Origin of the sequence: Epilithonimonas hispanica (genome assembly GCF_003385395.1) — a bacterium.
Lineage (GTDB): Bacteria > Bacteroidota > Bacteroidia > Flavobacteriales > Weeksellaceae > Epilithonimonas > Epilithonimonas hispanica.
Genome location: NZ_QNUG01000019.1, coordinates 39,231 through 61,202, shown reverse-complemented (window position 1 = coordinate 61,202; position 21,972 = coordinate 39,231). Strand labels below are relative to the sequence as shown.

The 21,972-nt window shown below is 34.5% G+C and carries 24 protein-coding genes and 1 tRNA gene; 20 read left to right on the top strand and 5 right to left on the bottom strand.

The features are described from left to right. The first annotated feature begins 38 nt into the window (after positions 1 to 38). The 9 genes from DRF58_RS10495 to DRF58_RS18390 all read left to right on the top strand — a co-directional run bounded on the left by DRF58_RS10495 (position 39) and on the right by DRF58_RS18390 (position 4,843). Positions 39 to 377 carry a type II toxin-antitoxin system RelE/ParE family toxin gene (locus tag DRF58_RS10495; protein ID WP_116035270.1) on the top strand — a complete coding sequence of 113 codons (339 nt, stop codon included), beginning with the start codon at positions 39 to 41 and terminating at the stop codon, positions 375 to 377. Beyond that, entirely contained in the window at positions 359 to 673 is a 315-nt protein-coding gene (locus tag DRF58_RS10490) for a helix-turn-helix domain-containing protein (RefSeq protein WP_116035268.1), read from the top strand. The genes DRF58_RS10495 and DRF58_RS10490 overlap by 19 nt, the downstream gene beginning before the upstream one ends. A 129-nt stretch (positions 674 to 802) precedes the next feature. Continuing rightward, on the top strand, positions 803 to 1,543 hold the full coding sequence (locus tag DRF58_RS10485; protein ID WP_116035266.1) for a Fic family protein: 741 nt from the start codon (positions 803 to 805) through the stop codon (positions 1,541 to 1,543). 26 nt (positions 1,544 to 1,569) lie between these two features. Then, positions 1,570 to 1,884, top strand: a complete 315-nt coding sequence (locus DRF58_RS10480; RefSeq protein WP_116035264.1) for a hypothetical protein — start codon at positions 1,570 to 1,572, stop codon at positions 1,882 to 1,884. 61 nt (positions 1,885 to 1,945) lie between these two features. Next, the gene (locus DRF58_RS10475; RefSeq protein ID WP_123902390.1) at positions 1,946 to 2,386 is read left to right on the top strand and encodes a hypothetical protein; all 441 of its coding nucleotides are present in this window, start codon (positions 1,946 to 1,948) and stop codon (positions 2,384 to 2,386) included. 76 nt (positions 2,387 to 2,462) lie between these two features. After that, a complete protein-coding gene (locus DRF58_RS10470; protein WP_116035261.1) occupies positions 2,463 to 2,750 on the top strand; it encodes a helix-turn-helix domain-containing protein in 288 nt (95 codons plus the stop codon). 2 nt (positions 2,751 to 2,752) lie between these two features. Next, positions 2,753 to 3,190, top strand: coding sequence for a hypothetical protein (locus DRF58_RS10465; RefSeq protein WP_116035260.1), 438 nt, complete (start codon positions 2,753 to 2,755; stop codon positions 3,188 to 3,190). Positions 3,191 to 3,283: 93 nt separating this feature from the next. Then, on the top strand, positions 3,284 to 4,657 hold the full coding sequence (locus DRF58_RS10460; RefSeq protein ID WP_116035258.1) for a hypothetical protein: 1,374 nt from the start codon (positions 3,284 to 3,286) through the stop codon (positions 4,655 to 4,657). 42 nt (positions 4,658 to 4,699) lie between these two features. Next, positions 4,700 to 4,843: a hypothetical protein gene (locus tag DRF58_RS18390; protein WP_157966725.1), complete on the top strand. Its 144-nt coding sequence runs from the start codon at positions 4,700 to 4,702 to the stop codon at positions 4,841 to 4,843. Positions 4,844 to 5,414: 571 nt separating this feature from the next. On the opposite strand, the gene DRF58_RS10455 is transcribed toward DRF58_RS18390, so the two are convergent. Then, positions 5,415 to 5,485, bottom strand: a tRNA-Cys gene (locus DRF58_RS10455). A gap of 314 nt (positions 5,486 to 5,799) precedes the next feature. Here DRF58_RS10455 and ribB point away from each other — a divergent pair. After that, complete coding sequence (gene ribB / locus DRF58_RS10445; protein WP_116035254.1) at positions 5,800 to 6,924, top strand: 3,4-dihydroxy-2-butanone-4-phosphate synthase; 1,125 nt, start codon at positions 5,800 to 5,802, stop codon at positions 6,922 to 6,924. A gap of 120 nt (positions 6,925 to 7,044) precedes the next feature. Here ribB and DRF58_RS10440 read toward each other — a convergent pair whose 3' ends face one another. The 3 genes from DRF58_RS10440 to DRF58_RS10430 form a co-directional block, all read right to left on the bottom strand. Further along, the gene (locus DRF58_RS10440) at positions 7,045 to 8,979 is read right to left on the bottom strand and encodes a M1 family aminopeptidase (RefSeq protein ID WP_116035252.1); all 1,935 of its coding nucleotides are present in this window, start codon (positions 8,977 to 8,979) and stop codon (positions 7,045 to 7,047) included. An 89-nt stretch (positions 8,980 to 9,068) separates the two neighbouring features. Then, positions 9,069 to 9,950: an SDR family oxidoreductase gene (locus tag DRF58_RS10435; RefSeq protein WP_116035251.1), complete on the bottom strand. Its 882-nt coding sequence runs from the start codon at positions 9,948 to 9,950 to the stop codon at positions 9,069 to 9,071. Between the two features lie 137 nt (positions 9,951 to 10,087). Next, a complete protein-coding gene (locus tag DRF58_RS10430; protein ID WP_116035249.1) occupies positions 10,088 to 11,425 on the bottom strand; it encodes a dihydroorotase in 1,338 nt (445 codons plus the stop codon). 188 nt (positions 11,426 to 11,613) lie between these two features. Between DRF58_RS10430 and DRF58_RS10425 the strand changes: the two genes are divergently transcribed. From DRF58_RS10425 to ribA, 9 genes are all read left to right on the top strand, one after another. After that, positions 11,614 to 13,911, top strand: a complete 2,298-nt coding sequence (locus DRF58_RS10425) for a GH92 family glycosyl hydrolase (protein WP_116035248.1) — start codon at positions 11,614 to 11,616, stop codon at positions 13,909 to 13,911. Between the two features lie 56 nt (positions 13,912 to 13,967). Then, entirely contained in the window at positions 13,968 to 15,425 is a 1,458-nt protein-coding gene (locus DRF58_RS10420) for a lipopolysaccharide biosynthesis protein (RefSeq protein WP_116035246.1), read from the top strand. 54 nt (positions 15,426 to 15,479) lie between these two features. After that, the gene (locus tag DRF58_RS10415) at positions 15,480 to 16,499 is read left to right on the top strand and encodes a sugar phosphate nucleotidyltransferase (RefSeq protein ID WP_116035244.1); all 1,020 of its coding nucleotides are present in this window, start codon (positions 15,480 to 15,482) and stop codon (positions 16,497 to 16,499) included. Between the two features lie 128 nt (positions 16,500 to 16,627). Then, positions 16,628 to 17,428, top strand: a complete 801-nt coding sequence (locus tag DRF58_RS10410) for a DUF4292 domain-containing protein (protein WP_116035242.1) — start codon at positions 16,628 to 16,630, stop codon at positions 17,426 to 17,428. Then, positions 17,425 to 18,969 carry a peptidoglycan DD-metalloendopeptidase family protein gene (locus DRF58_RS10405; RefSeq protein ID WP_116035241.1) on the top strand — a complete coding sequence of 515 codons (1,545 nt, stop codon included), beginning with the start codon at positions 17,425 to 17,427 and terminating at the stop codon, positions 18,967 to 18,969. Before DRF58_RS10410 ends, DRF58_RS10405 begins: the two co-directional genes overlap by 4 nt. Before the next feature lie 30 nt (positions 18,970 to 18,999). Beyond that, positions 19,000 to 19,206: a twin-arginine translocase TatA/TatE family subunit gene (locus tag DRF58_RS10400; RefSeq protein WP_168926416.1), complete on the top strand. Its 207-nt coding sequence runs from the start codon at positions 19,000 to 19,002 to the stop codon at positions 19,204 to 19,206. Between the two features lie 9 nt (positions 19,207 to 19,215). Further along, complete coding sequence (locus DRF58_RS10395; protein WP_116035239.1) at positions 19,216 to 19,830, top strand: DUF4254 domain-containing protein; 615 nt, start codon at positions 19,216 to 19,218, stop codon at positions 19,828 to 19,830. After that, on the top strand, positions 19,827 to 20,285 hold the full coding sequence (locus DRF58_RS10390) for a hypothetical protein (RefSeq protein WP_245955403.1): 459 nt from the start codon (positions 19,827 to 19,829) through the stop codon (positions 20,283 to 20,285). The genes DRF58_RS10395 and DRF58_RS10390 overlap by 4 nt, the downstream gene beginning before the upstream one ends. 20 nt (positions 20,286 to 20,305) lie before the next feature. Next, positions 20,306 to 20,902: a GTP cyclohydrolase II gene (gene ribA, locus DRF58_RS10385; RefSeq protein WP_116035238.1), complete on the top strand. Its 597-nt coding sequence runs from the start codon at positions 20,306 to 20,308 to the stop codon at positions 20,900 to 20,902. A 67-nt stretch (positions 20,903 to 20,969) separates the two neighbouring features. On the opposite strand, the gene DRF58_RS10380 is transcribed toward ribA, so the two are convergent. Continuing rightward, positions 20,970 to 21,260, bottom strand: coding sequence for an HU family DNA-binding protein (locus tag DRF58_RS10380; protein ID WP_116035236.1), 291 nt, complete (start codon positions 21,258 to 21,260; stop codon positions 20,970 to 20,972). Between the two features lie 359 nt (positions 21,261 to 21,619). Between DRF58_RS10380 and panD the strand changes: the two genes are divergently transcribed. Next, positions 21,620 to 21,970: an aspartate 1-decarboxylase gene (panD, locus tag DRF58_RS10375; RefSeq protein ID WP_116035234.1), complete on the top strand. Its 351-nt coding sequence runs from the start codon at positions 21,620 to 21,622 to the stop codon at positions 21,968 to 21,970. Positions 21,971 to 21,972 lie beyond the last annotated feature (2 nt).

Genomic DNA, 21,972 nt, shown 5'->3' with positions numbered 1-21,972 from the left:
GAATGTAATAAATTTGTTACATTTGCATAGTAATTGATATGAGAATATTATTTAGAACACCCGAATTTGATGAGTTTGTAGAAAATTCTAATGAAAGACTAAGAAACAAAATCCTTTATATTTTTGACATTTTGGAAACGCAAACCGTCATCAATTCTAAAATAATCAAGAAACTAACGAACACAAATCTGTATGAGTTGAGAATCCAAACAGAAAACGAATATCGGATATTAACTTTTTCCATTGACCACGAAAACATCAATCAGGCAACAACCATTTTATTGATTTCGGGATTTATGAAAAAGGCAACAAAGGACTACGACAAAGAAATAAAAAAGGCAATTAAAATTTTAGAAAAATGGACAGACCAAAACTAGACATAGAAAAAATAAAAAGAGAACTACCAACCGCAAACGACTACTTAGCCGAAAAATATGGCAAACACGGCACGCCAGAACGTGAAGCGTTTTCTGCAAAGGCAATAGCCTATTACTATGGAGAACTAATAAAAGAAACCAGAAAGGAGCAGAAACTAACCCAGCAGGAACTTGCGGAAAAAATAGGAAAAGAACGTGCCTACATTGCCAAGATAGAACAGGGCAAAACAGATTTGCAAATATCAAACTTCGTCCAAATCATCAATGCGTTGGGATTGAGTTTGAAAGTGGGATGAAAATATCAAACCACAAACAGGGCATAAAACCGATGGAATGGTCAATATTTAGAATAAAACCGAAAAGATTAGACAAGGCAATGAGAATAACAGAAAAATTGGAAAACCATTTGAAAATCGTTTAAAAAAATGGAAAACAAATACACCGACCTCGACCAGCTCAAAGACAAACTCAACCATTTGCGACAAAACCACAGCGACAAAGTAGCAAAGGCGTTTGAGATTGAATACACCTACGAGAGTAACAAAATAGAGGGTAATACTCTGACTTTGCAAGAAACTGCATTGGTTATTGAAAAAGGATTAACCATTGGGGGGAAATCTCTAAACGAACACCTTGAAGCCATCAACCACCAACACGCCATAGAATACATAAAAGAACTGGCAACGCAAAACGAACCTATTACCGAAAGAGATTTATTGCAAATACACCAACTCATTTTGCAGGGCATAGACAACGCCAACGCAGGAAAGTATAGAAATGTACAGGTACTTATTTCGGGAGCAAAACACATCCCACCACAACCGTATATCGTACCAAAACAGATGGAGGATTTATTTATTTGGTATAATGAAAACAAAGACCAATTGCACCCCATAGAGCTATCCGCAGAAATGCACGAGCGTTTGGTAACCATACACCCATTTATAGACGGCAACGGACGAACTTCACGCCTTTTGATGAATTTGATTTTATTACAAAACGGATTCCCGATTGCTATTCTAAAAGGTGATGTGGATAGCCGTTTGAAATATTACGGAGCATTAGAAACCGCACAAACAGAAGACAGCAAACAGCCATTTATAGACCTCATCACAGAAAATGTAAGGGAAACGATGGAAAGGATTGTGAAAATATCAGAAAATTAATATTTAACCAATAAAAAATTAGAATTATGCAATTAGAAGCTTTAGCCCAATATGTAATCCCGGCGATAAAAAAGGAAAAAGAAAACTTTACAATAAGATTCACACCTAATTCTACAGGGAAATCTACAAGAGTAAAAATAATTACCCTTGAAAATCAAATGCTAATAAAACTTAAAGTTGAGGTAAGCTATGATAAATATGTTATTGATTATGGAATTAAAACCAAAGAGATTAAAAAGCTCGATTTGTACGATAGTTTAGGATATAAAATAAGTTTGAGAAAAGAGGAGGAAAATATTTTAAAAAATGTAGCTAATAACTATATCCTTGCAGATATTTAATAATTCTATTTTAGGAAATATAAGTTTTATTATTTGGCAACCAATTATAAATTTTAGAATTATGGATTTTGATGACGACCATCTACACGATTATTTAGGAGACGATTATATTGCAAATGTAATTTTCGAAACTTTTGGATATACAGAGGAAGAATTGCAAAACATAATTACAAAATATGAATCTAAAATACCATATAAAAATAATGATGAAAGAAATGCGTTCACATTATTCAATGGAGATATGACAAAATTAAAACTATTAGACTATTTAAATGATAATTTCAATCAAAAAAACAAATCATTTACTGAATTAACGAAGTTCAATCAAATATTTTTTTATTTTAATAAAGTAGAAAAAATCAGTCAAGAACGTTATAAAGAATTAGTTTTGGAAAGATTTAATTTCAATTATTTAGGAAGAGATATTAGAGGAGAAACTGACAGTCATCAAAAAACACTACGTAATCTAGAAATATATTTCAAGACATCTCATCAAGAATAAAATAAGAATAAAAACGGAATAAAACAGGAACAAAACTATATTCACTTTGTCTCATAATATTTCAACACAGAAAATTATGAGTTCTACTATTCAATTTATCAGCACATCACCGACCGACCTCATCACAGAATTAAAAAATTCTCTGATACCAGAACTAACGGCGCAACTCTCCGCCCAATTCCAACCCAAACAACCTACGGAATATCTTACACGTTCCGAAGTCTGCAAACTCTTAAAAATAGATATGAGCAGTTTGCACAGATGGCGCAAAGAGGGTAAAATACCGAGTTACGGACTTGGCAACCGTGTTTATTTCAAACGTAGTGAAGTGGAGCAAATTATTAATAAAAATAAACTTTCTTAATAATGACGGCAACCACTTACACCCCCGACCACTACGGAATGATTTACAAACTCGATGAGGTTAAAAAGACATTCAGGCAATACAGACTATCCAATTACGAAAAGATAGCATTTTCCGAACTGATACGCACCGAGAAAAACAACGGTCATAATTCTACCACAGGAGCAGACAACCTTTTGAAAATCCGAGATACAACCAACTGGAGCAAATGCACCATTACAGGATTACGCCCAGCAGGAACAAAGGGATTTTATTATGCAGATTTAAAAGTAAAGGAAAAAAAATCTTTGTTTGTCGCATTCATTCCCGAAGATTGGGAAACTGTTTATATCCGCATTTGTCCGCAGTTCTATCCATTCATCCCAGCAGACCGCACGAGAATAGTAACGGAAATTATCAAAGTAATGTTAAACGATATGAACGAAAAAGGGAACGAGTAATACCGCTCCCTAATTGTTCTAAATGTGTAATAGTGGCAACCATTACAACACTACAAATATACTGATTTTCTCTAATCCACAAAAGTTAATCCATTGATAGATTATTCTCTTTTCGGTACTTATAATCGCAATGCTATTGGTATTATCCTAGATAACATTCGGGATAGATTTGCTATTTCCAAAAATGAAAAGGGTTGGGAAAACGCTACTGTTTACAACAATGGAAATGGGATAAAAATCTATGCCCAGATTAATAAATACCAGGAATGTCCGAAACTATTTGTAGCATTCAGTCCTCATAAACAGTACAATGATAATCTGCACAATGCCAATTACTTCACATTTGTAAAAGCAAGAAATCAAATTATCAAAACCTTTGAATCCATTGGGATTACAAAAGAATTATTCCAAGAGTTTTATATATCCTCTTTGGAAATAGGAATCAACTTTTCTGTACAGAGTGATGTTTACACTCTTCTCAATTCTGCATTGTCAAAAGGTTCTCAATTTTTTGAAACCCACAACAAATACAAACATTACCGATTTGCAGAGAACAAATCTGACAAATATCTGAAAACAAAATTTTATATTAAATCCGAACAAAAAGACAATGACCAAGACAAGACTTATTTTGAACTCGATTATTGCCCGAGCAATATAATGAGATTCGAAACCAAGCTCCAGAGAGCAGAAAAGTTTGACTACATAGACTTTGGCAATATGGAAAGTTTATTTTGTGAGAATGCAGAGGAAAGGATAACCAACCAGCTTCTAAAAGAATTTGATAAACTATTTTTCTTTTCCATCAAAGACATCAACACAAAGAAGCTAACAAATCCACAACAGAAAAAATACTATCAGTACCAAGTGAAAGGCTATTGGGAATCTCTAAATACCAGAAATCGGAACGAGCAAAGAAAATATTATTCCGAAAAAATGCCTAAGAAAACCGACATCAAACAGGAACTTCGGGAAACAATTTTGGAGCATCTGCAACTCAAAAAGTATGTCGGGATTCCTAACGAAATAATGGTAAAAAGTACGTCCAAATTCCTATCTAACTTTTTACACATTTATATAAGCGAAAACTCAATAGACATCGAACTTAATAATAGATTCTGCAATCTTTGCAACTACATTGGTATAGGAAAAACGACAAATCTAATCCAGAAAAGAAATGAAAATAAAAGAGTGTGTAAAATCACAGGATTAGACATCAGCACTCAAAATATAAGGAGCAAATTTTTAAGAGAAAAAACTTTGAAAAACCTGAAAGAAAATAATCACGAGATATATAAATTCCTCGAAAAAAAATACTTGACCAACAAAGCAAAAAAACTTACCGAAAAAGAACAACTATACAGAATCTGCAAAGTCATCCGAGATACCGACAGCAACCCAAGGAACAATAGAGCAAGGTTTGAGGAACGTAATTATCCGCAGAATCAATTACAATTTAATTTTTAAAGTACCGAACTATAATTTTAGTAATTTCGGGAAAACAATATTATGAAAGACAACCCGAACCCCAAACCGCCATTGAGCCAAGAGCAGATAGAAAGAATGAAAGCAATCAAACTACGAGCAATGAACGTTGTACTAAATGAAGCTAAAGCTAAGGCAGAGGCACAAGATAAAAAGATAAAAAGTTGATATAGATTTCCACAAAATAACAACTGTAACCAGCCTATTAACTCTAAATCCGATATACTTCTGAATATTACTAGAACGAATTGATATTTCTTTATTCTATGTCAAGTTACATAAAAACGAGTTTGAATTTTGAAATCGAAATCTGAAAAAAGAAAGGGCGGGGTATTTTTGTTCTAAGTGAAATAACCAAATCTTACAAGCGCAAATCTATGTATATCTAAACTCTCAATACTTGACTAAAAACTCACACTTTTTTATATTGTGCATAGAATATAAACACATAACCCGTGATTGAAACAACTCTTTTGTCTATTTTTTAGTTGGAATTTACATAGATTTTATTACCCTAAGAATATTGATAATTTATGGTTACAGATAATAAGGCGTTATGTAGCCTAGTGTTTAAACTTTTAATAAATAACCAACACCCAATAGAATTAAAATTATAAATCACTAACAAAATAAGACACAAAAAATAAAACTTTTTTCAAATGGTTGGAATTTGGTTGGAATTATCATCAAACAAAAAACCCTAAAGCATTATTAATAAATGAGTTAGGGTTTTATTGTGAGGTGCCTAGCGGATTCGAACCGCTGTAGATGGTGTTGCAGACCACTGCCTAGCCACTCGGCCAAAGCACCGTTTTGTTTGGTTTGCAAATTTAGTGTTTTTTTTTTAGAATTCAAATTTTATCTGATTTTATTTTTCAAAAAAAGTGACTTGGAATTGTAAAAGCTTGATTTGATGACCAAATGCGTCATAGCACTGATTGCAGTGGAAATCCTTTTTTGCGGAAAACTCATAATATTTGAAAACAAAGCGTCTTGCAAAAAAGATTGTAGCGGAAAGCAGGTTCCCGGCTCCTGAAAATACATTTTCTGCATATTTTTAATTGATTGTTACAATCTTTATTTAGGTTCTAAATAAGTATCTTTGCAAAAATTTTTTTGAAACAATGGATAATTTCCAACTTAATACAATAGAAGAAGCGCTGGAAGACCTTAAAAATGGTAAAATGATCATCGTTGTAGATGATGAAGACCGCGAAAACGAAGGGGATCTTTTAGCAGCTGCTGAACTGACAACGCCTGAGATTGTCAATTTTATGGTAACGCACGCTAGAGGTTTGATTTGTATGCCTCTTACCGAGAAAAGATGTGATGATCTGGAACTTCACTCGATGGTGGCTAATTCTACCGATCCGAAAGAAACAGCTTTTACGATTTCAGTTGACCTTCTTGGAAAAGGTGCAACAACCGGAATCTCAGCAAGTGACCGTGCAAAAACCATCTTGGCGATTATGGATGAGGAAACCAAACCTGGCGACTTGATGAGACCTGGACATATTTTCCCACTTCGTGCAAGAGAAGGCGGTGTTCTGAAAAGAGCGGGACATACAGAAGCGGCAATTGATTTAACAAGATTAGCAGGACTAAAAGAAGGTGGCGTGATTTGCGAAATCCTAAATGAGGACGGAAGTATGTCGAGGCTGCCTGACCTTCTAAAATTCGGAGAAAAACACGACTTGAAAGTTGTTTCTATCGAAGATCTTATCAACTACAGAATGAGACAAGGTGATCTTGTGGAAAGAATCGAAGAGCGCGATATCAAAACGCATTATGGAGATTTTAAATTTTACGTTTTCGAAGAAAAACCGACGGAACAAATCCATTATGCCTTGACAAAGGGAACTTGGTCTGCAGACGAATCTGTGCTTGTGAGAGTTCAGTCAACGGGAACTTATTTTGATGTTTTCAGTAGGTTGTCTAATGGTGAACATCCATTGATGCAGCAAATCACTGACCTTATCAATGCAGAAGGAAAAGGTGCTGTCGTTTTCATCAATAATGTTTCTAACAAGGAAAATACATTGAGCAGAATCAAACATTTTCTTAATTTCCAAGACGGAACTAGCGAACAACCAACGATTGCTCCTAACTTCCGTGATTATGGAATTGGAACTCAAATCTTAAAAGATCTTGGCATTAATAAATTTAAAGTGATTACTCAGAATCCTAATATCAAACCAATTCTTTCCGGCTATGATGTGGAAGTGACCGAGATGGTTTGTTTGAAATAGACTTAAAGATAATAGACGGATAGATGAAAGATTATCTTATCTGTTGTTTAATAAACATAAAAAGCGCTCCAATAATTGGAGCGTTTTTCTATTATCTATTAGTCTATTATCTTAATAGTCTTAGTTTGGCCAAGCATTATTCTTAGGATTGATATCCGGAACAATGGATTGCGGATCTAATTTTACATTAGTCACTTCTTTTGTAGAATCAATTTGGAAAGTCCATTCTGTATTACGTTTCCAAACTTCAACCGGTAATTTCACTGTTTGAGTAGTTCCATCTTTGAAGGTTACTAAAACTGTTGTCGGCATTGGTAATTGTCCAATATTTTCAACTGTGATTTGAGTTCCGTTTTTGAAATCGTCATTCACAGGTTTTACCGTTTTCACAGCTTGGTCAACTTTCCATTTGTTCATAAACCAACCTCTCCAGAACCAGTTCAGCTCTTCACCGGAAACATTTTCGATTGTGTGGAAGAAATCCCAAGGCGTCGGGTGTTTGAACGCCCATCTGTGAACATAAGTTTTGAAAGCTTTATCAAATTTTTCAGGTCCAAGAATCGTTTCTCTCAAGATTCCCAATCCAACTCCTGGTTTGAAGTAAGCCAAAACACCTATACTTCTCTCCTTCATATTGTCCGGACCAACCATTATCTGCTCAAAATTATCACTCTGAACAAACGGTCCTATTTTTCCAATATCTTGTTTATGGTAATATTCGCCTTTGTTGAAAGCTTCTGTCGAAAGTTCATTAATAAACGTATTGAAACCTTCGTCCATCCAAGCAAAAACTCTCTCGTTAGAACCAACAATCATTGGAAACCAAGTGTGCCCGAATTCGTGGTCAGTCACACCCCAAAGACTTTCGCCTTTAGAATTTCTATGGCAGAAAACAATTCCAGGATATTCCATTCCGCCTTCGTTTCCTGCAACATTGGTTGCAGCAGGATAAGGATATTCGAACCATTTTCCTGAGTAATGTTCGATAGAGGCTTTTGTATATTCAGTAGAGCGTCCCCAAGCTTTGTCACCTGCACTTTCTACAGGATAAGCGGAGATTGCTAAAGATTTTTTACCGCTCGGAAGATTAATTCTCGCCGCATCAATAATGAAAGCCGCAGATGAAGCCCAAGCAAAATCTCTAGCTTTTTCAATTTTGAATTTCCAGGTTTTTGTTCCTGATTTATTATTTTTCCCCAACTCAGATTCTGGATGAATCATCACCGTTTTTTCACTGCTTCTTGCAGAGTTCCAACGACTGATTTCTTCTTTAGAATAAACTTCTTTCTCGTTCAATAATTCCCCTGAAGCCAAAACATAATGATTAGCTGGAACAGTAATATTGGCGGACAATGTTCCGTATTCTAAGTAAAATTCTGAGGCACCAAGATAAGGAAGCGTATTCCATCCCATTACATCATCATACACACACATTCTCGGATACCATTGCGCCAATGTGAAAATTTTTCCGTTTTTGGTATCTTCCACGCCCATTCTGTCCGAGCCGTATTTTGGAGATAAGAAAGAATATTCAATTTTCAATTTTGCAACACCGCCGTTAGCTTTCAAATCATTTGGAAGGTCAATCTGCATTCTTGTGTCCGTAATGGTATATTTTACATCTTTCCCGTCATATTTTACAGATTTGATTTTATAACCACCATCAAAAGTTTCTCCGTGAGCTCCATTTCTACTTCCCGACAATGGAACGACAGCGTTACCTCTGGAATCTTTAGCAAAAAGATTTTGATCGAGTTGCAACCAAAGGAAGCTCAACTGGTCCGGACTATTGTTGGTATAAGTAATTTCGGCTGAACCTGTCAATTCATTATTAGCTTCATTAAGACTTACATTCAACAGATAATCTGCTGAGTTCTGCCAATATTTGTGTCCTGGCTGTCCGCTTGCAGAACGAGTTTCAGTTCCAGTTTGAGGATAGAAAAACGGTTTAAAAGCTTCCGTGTAGTCGTACTTTGGAGATTCCTGAGCGTAAGAATTGCTGATAAAAGCAAATATCGCAACAGCAGAAATCAAATGAGGGAATTTCAATTTCATTAGGTAAAAAGATTTATAACATTTAAAAATAGGTAAAAAAAATCTCAAATTTGTTACAAACTTGAGACTAATTATTGTTTATTTTTAAATCAATTCGATTTTTTCGCTTTAATCATTGCTTCCAACATATCCCACATTTCCTGCGGAATATCCTCCAGCATATTGAATTCTCCCGCTCCTTGAAGCCATTCTCCACCATCGATTGTCACCACTTCTCCATTCATATAAGCTGAATAATCTGAAACCAAATAAGCAGCGAGATTCGCCAATTCCTGATGCTCTCCTACTCTTCTTAACGGCACTTTTTTTCTCATATCAAATTTCTCCTGCAAATCTCCCGGCAACAATCTGTCCCAGGCGCCTTTTGTTGGAAATGGTCCCGGCGCAATGGCGTTGAAACGGATTCCATATTTTGCCCATTCTACAGCCAAACTTCTCGTCATTGCCAGAACACCTGCTTTTGCACAAGCCGATGGAACAACATAAGCCGAACCTGTCCAAGCATAAGTTGTTACAATATTAAGAACTGTTCCAGGAATCTTATTATCAATCCAATATTTCCCAATGGAAAGCGTACAGTTTTTAGTTCCTTTTAAAACGATATCTAAAATTGAATCAAACGCTGAATGCGTCAATCTTTCGGTTGGAGAAATGAAATTTCCCGCCGCATTATTCAAAAGAATATCAATTCTCCCGAATTCGTTCAAAGCCTCTTCTTTCATCGCTTCCACTTCTTCCCAATTTCGCACATCACAAGCAACACAAAGTACTTTTCCACCAGTTTCATCTTCTAGTTCTTTTGCTGTTCCTTGAAGTTTTTCCAAGTTTCTGGAAGAGATAACGACTTTTGCTCCAAGTTGAAGGAAATATCTGGTCATTGCCTTTCCAAGACCACTTCCGCCACCTGTTACGATAGCGACTTTATCTTTTAGTGCGTCTTCGCGCAACATTGGTTGTGTGTATAAATTCATAATTAAAAATTAATGATTTGTGCTTGTGGTAAATTTAGATTTTTATTTTGTCTTGAGAATTAACAAAAGTTATGCAAGAAATACGAACACATTATTTTAAAATAAAAAAAGCGAATCGAAGTCCGCTTTCTTATCATTTATTCTTCCACTTCAAAAAGCAAACGCTCTCCGAATTTTTCTTCATTGATTTTTCCGTTTTCGTAAACCAAATTTCCGTTGACGAAAGTGTGAGTTACTTTTGAATGAAATTCAGTTCCTTCGAGCGGACTCCAACCGCATTTGTAAAGGATATTTTCTTTTTCAACTGTCCAGTTTTGATTTAAGTCAACCAAAACCAAATCGGCTTTATAACCTTCTCGGATGAAACCTCGCTTTTCAATCCTGAACAATATTGCAGGATTGTGAGCCATTTTTTCAACGATTCTTTCAAGGGAAATCTTTCCATTTTTAAAATTTTCCAACATTACAGCCAAAGAATGCTGAACCAAAGGTGCTCCGGAAGGACATTTTGTGTAAACATTTTGTTTTTCTTCCCAAGTATGAGGCGCGTGATCGGTCGCAATTACATCGATTCTGTCATCCAATAACGCTTCCCAAAGTCCGTCTTTGTCTTTTTGCGTTTTTACGGCAGGATTCCATTTGATTAATCCGCCTTTTGTTTCATAATCTTCATTGGTAAAAGTTAAATGATGAACACAAACTTCCGCCGTAATTTTTTTATCTTTTAAAGGAATATCATTTCTAAATAGCTCCGTTTCAATCGCCGTTGACAAATGGAAAACGTGAAGTCTCGCTCCGGTTTTCTTTGCCAATTCAATTGCTTTTGAGGAAGATTTATAACAAGCTTCTTCGCTTCTTATTAAATGATGAAATTTCACAGGAATATCTTCTCCATATTCATCCAAATATTTTTGAGTATTGGCTCTGATTGTTGCTTCATCTTCGCAATGAACAGCAATCAACATTTTGGTATTGCTGAAAATATTTTCCAAAGTTTCAGGATTATCAACCAGCATATTTCCGGTTGATGAACCTAAAAATAATTTAATTCCAGGGACATTTCTTGGGTTTGTTTTTAAAACTTCTTCAAGATTATCATTCGTTCCACCCATCATAAAACCGTAATTGGCAAATGACTTTTGAGAAGCAATTTCATACTTATCAGCCAACAATTCCTGAGTTACCGCATTTGGAACCGTATTTGGCTGTTCGATAAAACTTGTAGTTCCACCTGCGATTGCAGAACGTGATTCTGTCTCAATGTCGCCTTTCCAAGTCAAACCCGGTTCACGGAAATGAACTTGGTCATCAATCACTCCTGGTAAAAGATATTTTCCCGAAGCATCGATAATCTGGTTTGCTTCTTCAGAAATATGGGGTTGTATTTTAGAAATTAAATCGTTTTCGATGAGAATATCGCTCTGGATAATCTTCCCTTCGTTGACGATTTGGGCATTTTTAATCAGGATTTTCATTTTTCTTTTTTAGATGGAAACAAAATTAAGTTTTTGAATTTATAAACCACAAAAGTCACAAAAGAAAAAAAGTAATCTTTATTATTTAATTGAGGAAGACAAAATTTTTGACTTTTTAAAATATCAAAAACGCATAAAACTTTTGTGCCTTTTGTGGTTTTAACTAAATTGCTTCAAAATTCCAAAGAATGTCTCTAAGAAAATTCATTTTAATTCTGCCCGTTTTATTTGCTTCATTGTTCAATTCCCAGAAATTAGAAAACTTAGTCAAATTTGTTAATCCAATCATTGGAACCGAAAAAATGGGACATACTTTTCCTGGTGCAACTGTTCCTTTTGGAGCCGTTCAATTAAGTCCTGAAACCGATACTTTGTCTTATGAAATCAGTGGAAAATACAATCCTGATGTTTATAAATATTGTGCAGGTTATCGTTATGAAGATAAAACCATTGTCGGATTTTCGCACACCCATTTTAGCGGAACTGGACATTCGGATTTGGGAGATTTTCTGATAATGCCAACGATTGGAAAAGTGAAATTAAATCCCGGAACTGCTCAAAACCCTGGAAGTGGATTCCGCTCCAGATTTTCTCATCAGAACGAAAAGGCAGAAGCAGGCTATTATAGAGTAAAACTGGATGATTATAATATTTTGGCAGAATTAACGGCAACAACAAGAGTTGGTTTTCATCAATATACTTTTCCAAAATCTGATGATGCGCATATTATTTTGGATTTGATGTCCGGAATTTATAATTACGATGACAAAAACGTGTGGACTTATGTAAGAATCGAAAACGACCATACAATAACGGGTTACCGACAAACCAATGGCTGGGCAAGAACCAGAACAGTTTATTTTGCAATGGAATTTTCGAAGCCTTTCAAATCTTACGGTCAGAAAAACTTTGACACCAAACAAGCTTACAGCGGTTTTTGGAGAAAATGGAATCAGGATGATAATTTCCCTGAGATTGCCGGAAAGAAAATCAGAATGCATTTTGATTTCGACACTCAGGAAAATGAAAAAGTTCAAATCAAGTTTGCAATTTCGCCAGTCAGTCAAGCGAATGCTTTGGAAAATTTACAAAAAGAAACTCCGGATTGGAATTTTGAAAATGTGAAAAATCAAGCTCAAAATGATTGGAATAAAGAATTGAATAAAATAGTTGTCAATACAATTTCCGAAGATGACAAAGTAAATTTTTACACGGCGATGTATCATACATTCATCAATCCAACCACTTATATGGACAGTAACGGAGAATACAAAGGTCTTGACCAAAATGTTCATCAAGCTAAAGGTTTTACCAACTACACCACGTTTTCACTTTGGGACACTTATCGTGCTTTGCATCCGTTTTTCAATATTATTCAGCCAAAACGGAATGATGATATGGTAAAATCGATGTTGGCGCATTATGACCAATTTAGTTTGAAAATATTACCCGTTTGGTCTCATTATGCTAACGAAAACTGGTGTATGAGCGGTTATCATTCGGTTTCTTTGATTGCTGATGCGATTATTAAAAATACATTTACAGGAAATCCCGAAGAAGCTTTGAACGCTTGTATCGCAACTTCCAACAAAAAAAATTATGAAGGCATTGGCGAATATGTTGACAAAGGTTATATCTCTGCGGAGAAAAACGGAACGTCGGTTTCCAACACTTTAGAATATGCTTACGACGATTGGGCAATTGCTCAAATCGCTAAGAAATTAGGCAAAACTGAAATCTATAATGAATATATAAAACGTTCCGAAAACTGGAAAAATGTTTTCGATAAATCAATCGGTTTTATGAGACCGAGATTGTCTGATGGAAGTTTCAAAAAAGAATTTGATTTGCTGAGCACACACGGACAAGGTTTTATCGAAGGAAATTCGTGGAATTACAGTTTCTTCGTTCCTCACAATCCGAATGGTTTGATTGATGCAATGGGTGGAAAAAAGAAATTCGGAGACAATCTTGACCAGTTATTCGCAATGCATTTGCCAGACGAATTTTTTGCAGACACCGAAGATATTACACGAGAAGGAATTATCGGTGGTTATGTTCACGGAAACGAACCTGCGCATCACGTCGCTTATCTTTACAATTTTGCCGGACAACCTTGGAAAACTCAGGCTCAAATCCGAAAAATCCTGACAATGCAATACAAAGCAAAACCCGATGGATTAGGCGGAAATGATGATTGCGGACAAATGAGTGCGTGGTATATTTTCAGCAGTTTAGGATTCTATCCTGTTTCACCAGGTTCTGATGAATATCAAATTGGAAGTCCAAGTGTGAAGAATGCAACTTTGAATCTTGAAAACGGAAAGTCATTCGAAATCGAAGCTAAAAATCAGTCTGATAAAAATGTTTACATCGAAAAAATCGAACTGAATGGAAAAGCAATAAAAGATTTCACTATCAAACATCAGGACATTATGAATGGTGGAAAACTGACTTTCTATATGACCAACAAACCGAAGAAATAAAATTGAATTTTGACAGAATCCATTAATTTTGCAAAAATTTTCGAACTGAAATCAAAATGAAAAAACTTCTCGGACAAACTGCTCTTTATGGATTAACGACTGTGATTATCAGGCTTTTCCCATTCGTTATTAATCCAATTATTACGAGAACTTTTGGACCAACAGCGTATTCTCCATTTGCCGATTTTTATTCGGTGGCTGGCGTTATTGCTGTGCTTCTAACTCACGGAATGGAAACGACTTTTTTCCGTTTTGCTTTGGACGAGAAAGATGATAGAAAACTGATTTCGACTTCATTCTTCAGTGTTTTGGCGGTGACTTTAGTTTATTTGATTTTCACATTATTTTACAGACAACCATTGGCAGACGCTTTCAAAACGCCAGACCAAGTGGACTTGTTGGCAATCTTAACCGTAACTTTGGCTTTGGATGCTTTTTGTGCGATGCCTTTTGTAATGCTAAGGAAAAACGAAAGACCTTTAAAATATGCCGGAATAAGAATTACAAACGGAATTGTTAATTTCCTTTTGGTCGTATTTTTCATCATCATTCTTCCAAAATATCCAAATGGAATTTTCGGTTTAAAATACAGTTCAGAATTTGGAATCGGTTATGTTTTTGTAGCGAATCTTGTTGCAAGTTCTATTACATTCTTGATGCTATCAAAAGAGCTTTTCATTGCAAGAATCAAATATTTTTCTTTGGAACTCTGGAAAAAAATGATAAAATACTCTTGGCCAATTACCATTGCAGGTTTGGCTGGAATTATTAATGAAACATTTGACAGACAATTTTTGAAATTCCTTTTACCTGAAGAAATTGCAAGGCATCAATTGGGAATCTATGGAGGCGTTGCCAAAGTGGTGACTTTTGTAATTCTTTTCAGACAGGCTTATTCTTTAGGAATAGAACCATTTTTCTTTAGTAATTCTAAAAAGGAAAATGCTAAAGAAATGTATGTGAAACTGATGGATATTTTCATTGCTATCAATTGTCTTATTGTTCTATTTTTATCTGTCAATCTTGATTGGATTGCAAAAGTTTACATCAACAATCCAGAATATTATGAAGGTATTGGAATTCTACCGATTTTATTCTTCGCCAGTTTATTTTTAGGAATTTATCTTAATCTTTCTATTTGGTATAAGTTGACGGATAAAACGATTATCGGAGCATATATTTCAGCAATTGGAGTATTGATTACAATTCTCATTAATTTCTATTTTATACCAAAATATGGATATTGGGCTTCAACTTGGGCAACCATTGCGAGTTATTTCACAATGATGGTGATATCCTACATTTGGGGACAACGTAAATATCCAGTTCCTTACAATATTTACAAAAACTCTCTTGTTATTCTGATAACTATGTTGATATCGCTTGTGTATTATCAATATTTAAAAGAAAACATTTGGTTGGGTAATCTTATATTTCTAATTTTGGCAATCTTCTTGCTAAGAAAGGAAAAGTTAATTCCTAAGAAAATCCTTAATAAAATTGGAATAAAATAACAACTCAAACTAATTATAAACTAAACTAACAACCAACTTACAAACTAAAAAGTTATGAAAATAATAGTTCCAATGGCTGGACGCGGATCCAGACTTAGACCACACACATTAACGGTTCCAAAACCATTGATCCCCATCGCAGGAAAACCAATTGTTCAAAGATTGGTAGAGGATATTGCAAAAGTAGCCAATGAAACTATTGAAGAGATTGCCTTCATCATCGGAGATTTTGGTCCGGAGGTAGAAGCGTCTCTTATTAAAGTGGCAGAAAACCTTGGTGCAAAAGGAAGTATCTATTCCCAAACCGAGCCTCTTGGAACAGCCCATGCTATCAATTGTGCAAGAGAAAGTATGAGTGGTCGTGTAATCATTGCATTTGCTGACACATTATTCCGTGCAGATTTCCACTTAGACACAAACGCTGATGGTGTGATTTGGGTAAAAAAAGTAGAAGACCCTTCAGCTTTTGGCGTTGTAAAATTGGATGATTATGGTTTCATTACAGATTTTGTAGAAAAACCAAAAGAATATGTTTCTGACCTTGCGATTATAGGAATCTATTACTTCAATTCTGCTGAAAAATTGATGGCAGAGATTGATTATATTATTGAAAATAATATTACTGATGGTGGCGAATATCAATTAACAACAGCTTTGGAAAACCTGCGAGCTAAAGGTGCTAAATTCTCTCTTGGGAAAGTTGACGATTGGATGGACTGTGGAAACAAAACAGCAACAGTTGAGACCAATAGCAAAATCTTGGAGTACGAAAAGGAATGCATGGCAAAATATCCTGAGTCTGCAGTAATTGAAAACTGTATGATTATCCCACCTTGTTTCATTGGTGAAAATGTGAAAATTTTAAATTCCAAAATAGGTCCAAATGTTTCTCTTGGAAATAACACAGTTATTATTAATTCAAATATTGATAACTCTTTGATCCAGGAAAACACAATCATAGACCACGGAAACCTAAGTAATTCTATGATCGGAAACTCCGCAAAGTACTTTGGTGTTGCAAGAGAGATTTCTTTGGGAGATTATTCAGTTTTAGATTTCGTTTCTAAAGATTAATTTCTAATTAATAACATATCAGCTTTGTCAAGGTATATTACTTTGGCAAAGTTTTTTTTAGATACCAATCTGAAAATATTAGCCTATTTTTGGCGTTAATATTGTTAGACCTTCCTTAAAAAGAGTTTATGAAACCATATATTTTAACTATACTTTCTGCACTAGCTTTCACTTCTTGTAGTGTTCAAAAGAAAACGATTCAAAATAATACAGTCAGTACGACTAAAGCAATTGATAACAAAGCCCAATTTTTCTCATCAATAGAAAAAAAATCCAATTTTGATGCTGTTAAAATCAATAGTAAAATAGATGCAAAAACAGGTTCTTTCATCCCAACTTTAGATGCTGTTATTTATATAGAAAATGGTAAAAAAGTATGGATGAATCTTGTAGCAGTATTTATCCCTGCTGCAAGAGGTGTTGCAACTCCAGAAGGGATCAAAGGTTATTATAAATTGGATAAAACTTACATCGATTCTGATTTTGGCTATCTCAACAAGCTTTTGAATGTCAATTTTATCGATTATAATGCTTTGCAGAATCTACTTTTAGGAAAGACATTCATCCCAGTTTCAGATAATGATTACAATTTGACACAAAACGCCAACGGTTTTAATTTGACTTCAAAACAAACTCAAAAAATCACCGAAAATGGAAAAACTACCGAGTACAAGATATCATTGGATTACGACCAAGAGTTGAATTTGAATCATGTTTTATTAACAAACATTGGCAATAACAATCAGCTTGATATTACTTATTCTAACCGAGAAATTCTCAATAATGAAAGCTTTCCAAAAAGTGTTAAAATAATTATAAAAGCCGATAAAACAGACGAAATATTCTTAGAAAATACGAAATTTGATTTTTCCCGGATGGAAACTACTTATTCCGTTCCTGCCAATTACAAAAAGACAGAGATTAAATGATTAAGAAATTAAGTTTTTTTATAAGTATCATCCTTTTCGGAAGCGTATTTGGACAAAACCCTCAGAAAGACAAAGAGGTTTTGCAAAAACAAAATGCTGATTTGAAGAAGCAAATTTCTTCCCTCAATACGACTTTGAGCCAAACAAAAAAAGAATCCAAACTTTCCATTGCATATCTTAATGCTGTAAATCAAAAACTCACACTACGTGAGAAGGTTTACAACAACACTCAGAAAGAAAAAAGATATATAGAAGACGATATATACAAACGTCAGTTGGAAATCAATAAAAACAATCGCGAGTTGGAAGTTCTCAGAAAAAATTATGCTGAGATTCTTGTAAAAGCTTACAAAACAAAAGGTGTTCAAAACAAAGTGACTTTCATTCTTTCTTCCAAAAATATGGGAGAAGCTTTGACTAGGATAGAATACTTGAAAAGATACTCAGAATATCAAGACAAAAAAGCGGCTGAGATATCCAATAAAGCTAACGAAATCAAGAAAAACATTGCTCTCAAGAAAAGATCTGTTTCGGAAAAAGACAACCTTCTAGTTTCTCAGAAAAAAGATCTTGCTACAATAGAAATCGAGAGACAACAAAAACAAGATCTGTTGAATGAGTTCAAGAAAAATGAATCTAAACTAACCGCTGAACTAAGACAAAAGCAAACTCAACAGAAAGAACTCCAAAGACAGATTGCCAATATTATTGCTGAAGAAATACGTCTTGCTAAAGCAAAAGAAGAAGCTGAGAAAAAAGCGGAAGCGGAAAGAAAAAGGTTAGCGGAGATTGCAGCTAAAAAAGAAAAAGAAAGAATAGAAGCAGAAAATAGAGCTAGAATAGCGGCGGCTGAAGCTGAAAGAAAAAGAGCTGAAGCAGAAGCGAGAAAAGCGGCGGAACTCTCAGCTAAAAGAGCCGAAGAAGAAAGAAAATTAGTAGAATCTAATAAAACAGCTGAAAGAAAAGCGGCCGCAGAAAAAGCATCGAGAGAAGCAGCTGCATTAGCAAAAGAAAAAGCAGATAGATTAGCAGCTGCAAAAGCTAATGAAGATGCTATCAACAAAAAGAATGAAGATGCAAAAGAAGCCGCTGAGAAAAAAATAATGAAAAGTTATGATGTAGGCTCTACTGTGGGAAGTAATTTTGCGGACAATAAAGGAAAAATAACTTTTCCTGTAGAAAAAGGTAGCGTTACTCACAGATTTGGAAGACAACCTCATCCTGTTTTCAAAAATATAGTTGAAGACAATATAGGAATTAAGATTGCTGTTTCTCCTGGAACCAAAGCACGTTGCGTGTTTCCAGGTGTTGTATCCAGCATACAGGCCATCAACGGAACTAGAACTGTTGTTGTAAAACACGGAAGTTATTTTACTGTATACTCCAACCTTGCGAGCACACTAGTAAAATCGGGTCAACAAGTTTCCGCTGGAACTCCTATTGGAGAGATTGGCAGTGATTTTGATGATTCTATAACTTTAGATTTCCAAGTATGGAAAGGTACAGACCCTGTAGATCCACTAGGTTGGGTTTCGTATTAAAAAATAATTTAACTTTGCAAAAAAATTAAGATGATAATATCAACAGTTATATTAAGTCTATCTTGGCAACATATATTAATCGTTGCTTTGATTTTGCTTTTATTATTCGGAGGAAAAAAAATACCTGAATTAATGAAGGGTCTAGGTTCTGGCATCAAAGAGTTTAAAGACGCTGTAAAAGAAGATGACATCAAGAAGAAAGATAATTCTTCTACAACTAATGACCAAAACCAATAAGAATTATTAATGAGCTTAACAGAAAAATCTTGGGAAATTTTTAACCAATCGGTTAATGATTATCATATTAATGACGATGTTAATTCTGAAGAAATCAATCCATTCCAAGCTAATAGTTTGGAATGGATTTTGTATTCAAAGAATTGGATTGATACCGTTCAATGGCACTTGGAAGATATTATCAGAGAAGAAGATATAGATCCTTCAGAAGCTTTAAAAATCAAAAGAAGAATTGACAAACTGAATCAAAAAAGAACAGATTTGGTAGAACAAATTGATTTTTGGTTTTATAAAAGCTTCGAAAATATTACTCCTAATACAGACGCAAGAATCAACAGCGAAACTCCAGCTTGGTGTATAGATAGATTTTCGATTTTATCTTTGAAAATATATCACATGTCTATAGAGGCATCTCGTGAAGACGCTTCAGAAGAACATAAATCACAATGTACCCAGAAGCTAAATGTACTTTTGGAACAGAAAAAAGATCTCTCTACAGCAATAGACCAATTGCTTTCTGACATTGAAAACGGTAAAGTTAAGATGAAGCTTTATAAGCAAATGAAAATGTATAACGACGAAAGTCTTAACCCAATCCTGTATCAAAAAATGCAGAAAAAATGAAAAGTTTCAGTAAACTTTTAGCAATATTAGCAATAATTACGGTTATAGATTCTTGTTCTACAAGTTCGGCAGCATCAGATGAGTTACATTATGGTGCTGTTTCAGATACTTATGCATATCTTTCTCCGGAAGCTATAGTTTACGCCTCTTCTATTTCCAATTTGATTGCAACATTTCCAAAATTCAGGAATGATGCGGTCAACAGAGAAGTTTCTTCATTGAAAGTTTCACTTTCAGATTATCTGGGTGCGGTTCGCGACTTCAATCAATCATCCAGGCACAAATCTTTAGAAGCTTTTGAAAAATATTATAAAAAGATTCAAAAATTGAGAAAATTTATGATAAAAGATGATGACGAGGTCTTGAACAGATACATGGTTAAGATTAAAACTAATATCAATCTTCTAGAAGCATCTCAATCAAAAACAGAAGGTACTTCTATGTCATCTAATTAATCTTCACGACCGCTCAATTCATGTTACAAATACAAGCAGAATCAAACGTTCCCACAGATTTCGGGGAATTTAGAATGATGGCTTTTTCTGAAAACGAAAAAGACTGGATGCCTCACATAGCTTTGATTGCTAAAAACACAGATCTCAGCCAACCAGTCAATGTAAGAATCCATTCAGAATGTATTACTGGAGAAGTTTTTCATTCACAAAAATGTGAGTGTGGACAACAACTAAATTCTGCAATGCAATATATGCAAGAAAATGGAGGTATAATCATATACCTGAGGCAGGAAGGAAGGAATATCGGAATTATTAATAAACTGAAAGCCTATGCTTTGCAGGAAAAAGGCTTGGATACTGTACAAGCTAATCTAGAACTAGGCTTACCTGCAGATGATCGAGATTTTGGAATAGCTATAGAAATGCTAGAGCAATTGAATGTAAAGTCTCTAAATCTAATGACCAATAATCCAGAAAAAATCCAGATTATAAAGGATAGTAAGATTCAGTTCAATTCCCGGATACCTTTACAAATCAAATCTAATGACTCTAGCCTTGGTTACTTAAAAACCAAAAAGAGCTACTTTGGACATCTATTGGATGATGAAAATGATTAAGCCTTAACAATAAAAAACAAAAAAACCGTCATAAGACGGCTTTTTATTTGAATAAACTCAAATAAAATTATTTTTTCTTAGCCCCAGAAACAGCAGTAGCTAAATCTGCTCCAGCCTTGAACTTAGCAACAGTTTTAGCCTCAATTTTGATTGGCTTCTTAGTTGCAGGGTTGATACCTTGTCTAGCAGCTCTTTCAGACACTGAGAAAGTACCGAATCCTACTAGAGATACTTTACCGTCTTTTTTCTTAAGTGTTTCTGTTACGTTAGCAACAAATGATTCCAAAGCTTTTTTTGCAGCAGCCTTTGTAATTTCTGCATCTTTCGCAATAGCGTCGATTAATTCGGACTTGTTCATAATATTTATTAATTAAAGTTATGTTGTTATAGCAAATATAAGACAATTTTGATATCATGCAAATAAATTTAAAAAAAATAGCGAAGTGTTTATCTTTTTTTCAAAAACATTGTTTTTTTAACAAATTGACTTTTGACGAAAATAGTCGATTTAAAGATGATAATATTTCAAAATAATCTAATATCCATCATCAACTACAAACAATCTATACAAAATCGTGCCAAATTTGTAATTTCATAAAAACACAACTCAATTTTAAAACAATTAATAATACCGAAAACCAATCTGTTTTTTTAAAAAACATTAATTAAAATAAAATCTTCTTTTCCAATTTTATTTATTAGCGTAAATTTGCACCTATGTTAATCGAAGTTTTTAAATCGAAAATTCACAGAGTCCGTGTAACTGCGTCGGATCTTGACTACATCGGAAGTATTACTATAGACGAAGACCTTATTGAGGCTGCTGGTTTGATAGTAGGCGAAAGAGTTTACATTGTAAATGTTAACAATGGTGAGCGTTTTGACACTTATGTTATCAAAGGAAAAAGAAAGTCTGGCGAAATCTGTCTCAATGGTCCTGCTGCGAGAAAAGTCCAGAAAAACGACACTATCATTATCATTGCCTACGCACAGATGACTCCTGAGGAAGCCAAAGACTTCCAACCAAAAATCGTTTTTCCGGACGAAAAAACTAATCTTCTAACATAACA